The sequence below is a fragment of the Bacteroidales bacterium genome, assembly GCA_018334875.1.
In the GTDB taxonomy this organism is placed as follows: Bacteria; Bacteroidota; Bacteroidia; order Bacteroidales; family UBA12077; genus JAGXLC01.
This window is the reverse complement of record JAGXLC010000463.1, coordinates 1-3,092: the sequence shown is the minus strand read 5'-3', so window position 1 is coordinate 3,092 and position 3,092 is coordinate 1. Positions and strand designations below refer to the sequence as shown.

Annotated in this window: 4 protein-coding genes; 3 read left to right on the top strand and 1 reads right to left on the bottom strand. The window is 44.0% G+C overall.

What is annotated here, in order from left to right; translation table 11 throughout:
- A partial coding sequence (locus tag KGY70_19880) for a hypothetical protein (GenBank protein ID MBS3777465.1) occupies positions 1–220 on the top strand: 220 nt, incomplete at its 5' end.
- Between the two features lie 157 nt (positions 221–377).
- Positions 378–1,481 (top strand): hypothetical protein, encoded by a 1,104-nt coding sequence (locus KGY70_19875; protein MBS3777464.1) that lies wholly within the window; start codon positions 378–380, stop codon positions 1,479–1,481.
- Positions 1,482–1,557: 76 nt separating this feature from the next.
- On the opposite strand, the gene KGY70_19870 is transcribed toward KGY70_19875, so the two are convergent.
- Positions 1,558–2,256, bottom strand: coding sequence for a DUF1080 domain-containing protein (locus tag KGY70_19870; protein MBS3777463.1), 699 nt, complete (start codon positions 2,254–2,256; stop codon positions 1,558–1,560).
- A gap of 250 nt (positions 2,257–2,506) precedes the next feature.
- On the opposite strand from KGY70_19870, the gene KGY70_19865 reads away from it, so the two are divergent.
- Positions 2,507–3,092, top strand: a 586-nt coding sequence (locus KGY70_19865) for a methyltransferase domain-containing protein (protein ID MBS3777462.1), incomplete at its 3' end; no start/stop codon positions are given.

Genomic DNA, 3,092 nt, shown 5'->3' with positions numbered 1-3,092 from the left:
TATTATAATATATTGTGTCACTGCAGAAGGAACACGTATAAGTACAAACAACAAAGATTTCAGTGAACCTGGTAATCCTGAATCAGAGTTGGTGTGGTATAATGCATTAGAAGAACTTACAGCCCATGGTTTTGTGAACTACGGGGATATTAAAAGCCAGGTTTATAAAATGACAAGGGAGGGTTTTGAATATGTGGATCAAATCAGTATCCATTTTTAGCGTTTTACCCCAATAAATCAAACCGTAATAATAAAAATTTTTGATTTTCAAAAATGAATTTGTATCTTGGTTCCGGGTATGGGACAACCCAAAATGTTCATTTTCCTTTCATCCGAGCTTATAAACTGAATATATAATGTATAAAACTTCTGATATTATGAAAACGAAATTTTCTCAAATGTTTTATTCCGGTCATATTCCCGCTTCCTGGTATATTGTGGCGGTAACAGTGTTTCTGTTGGCCGGCTGTCAGGCCGGCTGGGATATAGAAAATCCCTATGAGCAGGTTGACTGGAGCAATCATAAGCAGTACAAGGCCAATTTACATTCCCACACCACACGGAGTGATGGCTGGATGGGGCCCCAAACCGTTGTGGACAGATACCATCAACTGGGGTATCACATCCTGGCCATTACGGATCACAACGAGGTGACCTGGCCCTGGACGGGTTTTGCTGACATGGAACCCAGTGAAACGGCAAAAGAAGTGGTAGAGGACCGTGAACTCGACCCTGAAAAACTGGTGTACGAAAATCGAGGTCCTTCCCAATTAGGGATGTTGGATGTTCAGGGAAATGAATTATCACAGCACCATCATATGGGAAGCTATTTTACCGACCACAACGGAACTTCCGCCGTTGAAAAGTCGCTTTCGGCAACTGCATCAAAGAACGGCCTTGTGCTTTTTAATCATCCCGGCCGGTATACCACCAGGAATCCCGATAAATTCAACCCGGGATGGTATGAACAGCATTTTCAGGGTTACGAGCATCTGCTTGGCATTGAAGTCTACAATCAGGGCGATCGTTATCCGGAGGACCGCCGGTTGTGGGATTCCATCCTGACTCGCATGATGCCGGAAAGATCGGTATGGGGTTTTTCAAATGATGATATGCACAGCGAAGGAGCTCTGGGTCGCAATTGGAATGTGTTCATTTTGCCGGAGCTGAGTGAAGAAGGATTGCGGGAAGGCATGAAAGATGGTCGGTTCTATTATGTATATGCACCTGAAGGCCATGACGGGCCCAATCCTCCCCGCATTGAAAAAATTGATGTCAATGAGCGCCAGGGAGAGATTGAAATTCAGACCCTTGAACATGATTCAATCAGGTGGATTTCAGGGGGTGAAGTGCTGCAAACAGGCAATTCTCTCCGGTTGAATGATCACCCCGGTATTTCAGGATATGTACGGGCTGAGATATTTGGACCGGGAAAAACCATTACCGGAACCCAGCCGTTTGGTATAGACAAGCGCGAATGATACGGGACAAGAAGATAGGCCAGACTTTTTGCCCCATCTTCTTGTGTTATAGCCGTATGCCAGGTTTAAAAATGTATCAATCCAGTCGTTTGATCTTCACATTCTTGTACCAAACCTGTGCTCCGTGATTCTGAAAATCGATGTGCCCGAAGGGTGATTTCCCGAAATAAGGATCATCGTGCCATTTTGAATTGGCTACCTTTTCCTTGTATTCCTCTGAATTCATGTTACACTGCATGACGATTTCGCCGTTCACCCAATGTGTTACCAGGCCGTCGGATATCCTTATTCTTCCGGAGTTCCATTCCATGGCCGGATTCACTCTCTTATTCTTTGAAGGGGGATACACGTCATAGAAGGAACCCACTGCATGGGTGTCATAATTTTCATTTTCATCAAACACCTGGTATTCGGGGCCGGTCAGATAGGGCTGGCTCCATTGTTTGCCTTCTCTTACCCTGTAAATGACGCCACTGTTGCCGTCTTCTTCAATCTTCCATTCAAACTTCAGGTCGAAATCACCGAATGTTTCCTTGGTCATGATGTCGTCTCCGCCATGCTCACCACTGCCGGTGCAATAAATCGCATTATCCCTGACTTCCCAGGTTTGTGGCTCATTACCGTTGTAGGCTTTCCATCCATCCAGGGTTTCTCCGTCAAATAGCAGTTCCCATCCCTGGGAAAACGCTTCGGGAGTGAGCGTGTTGTCTTTTTCCTGTGCCTGCACAGAAAAAGCAAAAAATAAGATTGCTGAAAATAAAATTGTTGTTTTCATTTGATTATTAATTTATTATTTATGAGAAAATTGTTTTTATTTATGTTTAAATATACATATAATTTGAAAAAATACAAATCCGGCCTTAATCCTTGCGTATTCTTTTTGAATTTTATCGTTATAATTTGTAATATTAACCCGTACAAATTTTTAAATACGGTTGAAGATGGGAACAAGCGCAGTAAAATGGTTTAAAACACGCACTATTATGCGAAGCGCGTCAGCAAAGGGGTTTTTCTCCGGCCTGGCAATGATTTTAGTTTTTACAGCATGGATAAACCTTCCACTGAAGGCTCAGGATTTGGATGTTCCTTATGTTCCCACCTCTACCAAAGTAGTGAATGAAATGCTTGAGGTTGCAGATGTGGGACCCGGAGATTATGTCATTGATCTTGGTTCGGGGGATGGACGTATTGTGATTGCTGCTGCTCAGCAAGGCGCATACGGGCATGGTGTGGATATTGATCCCGAACGTATAAGGGAATCGGAAGAGAATGCGAGAAAAGCCGGCGTCTCAGACCAGGTCATGTTTTTGCAGGAAAATGTATTCAACACCGATTTTCGCAGGGCCAATGTAGTCACCATGTATTTGCTGAGCTCCGTGAATCTGAAATTGCGGTCGAAGCTCCTGGATAGTCTGGTTCCGGGCACCCGGATGGTATCACATGATTTCGACATGGGGGATTGGGAACCCGACAAACATTTTAGAGTAGGAGAGGACGATGATGTGTATTTCTGGGTAATACCAGCACAGGTTGACGGCCATTGGATATGGGATATCAATGGAAAAAGAGTGAAGGTTACAGCCAGCCAAAGATTTCAGGAAGTCACACTGC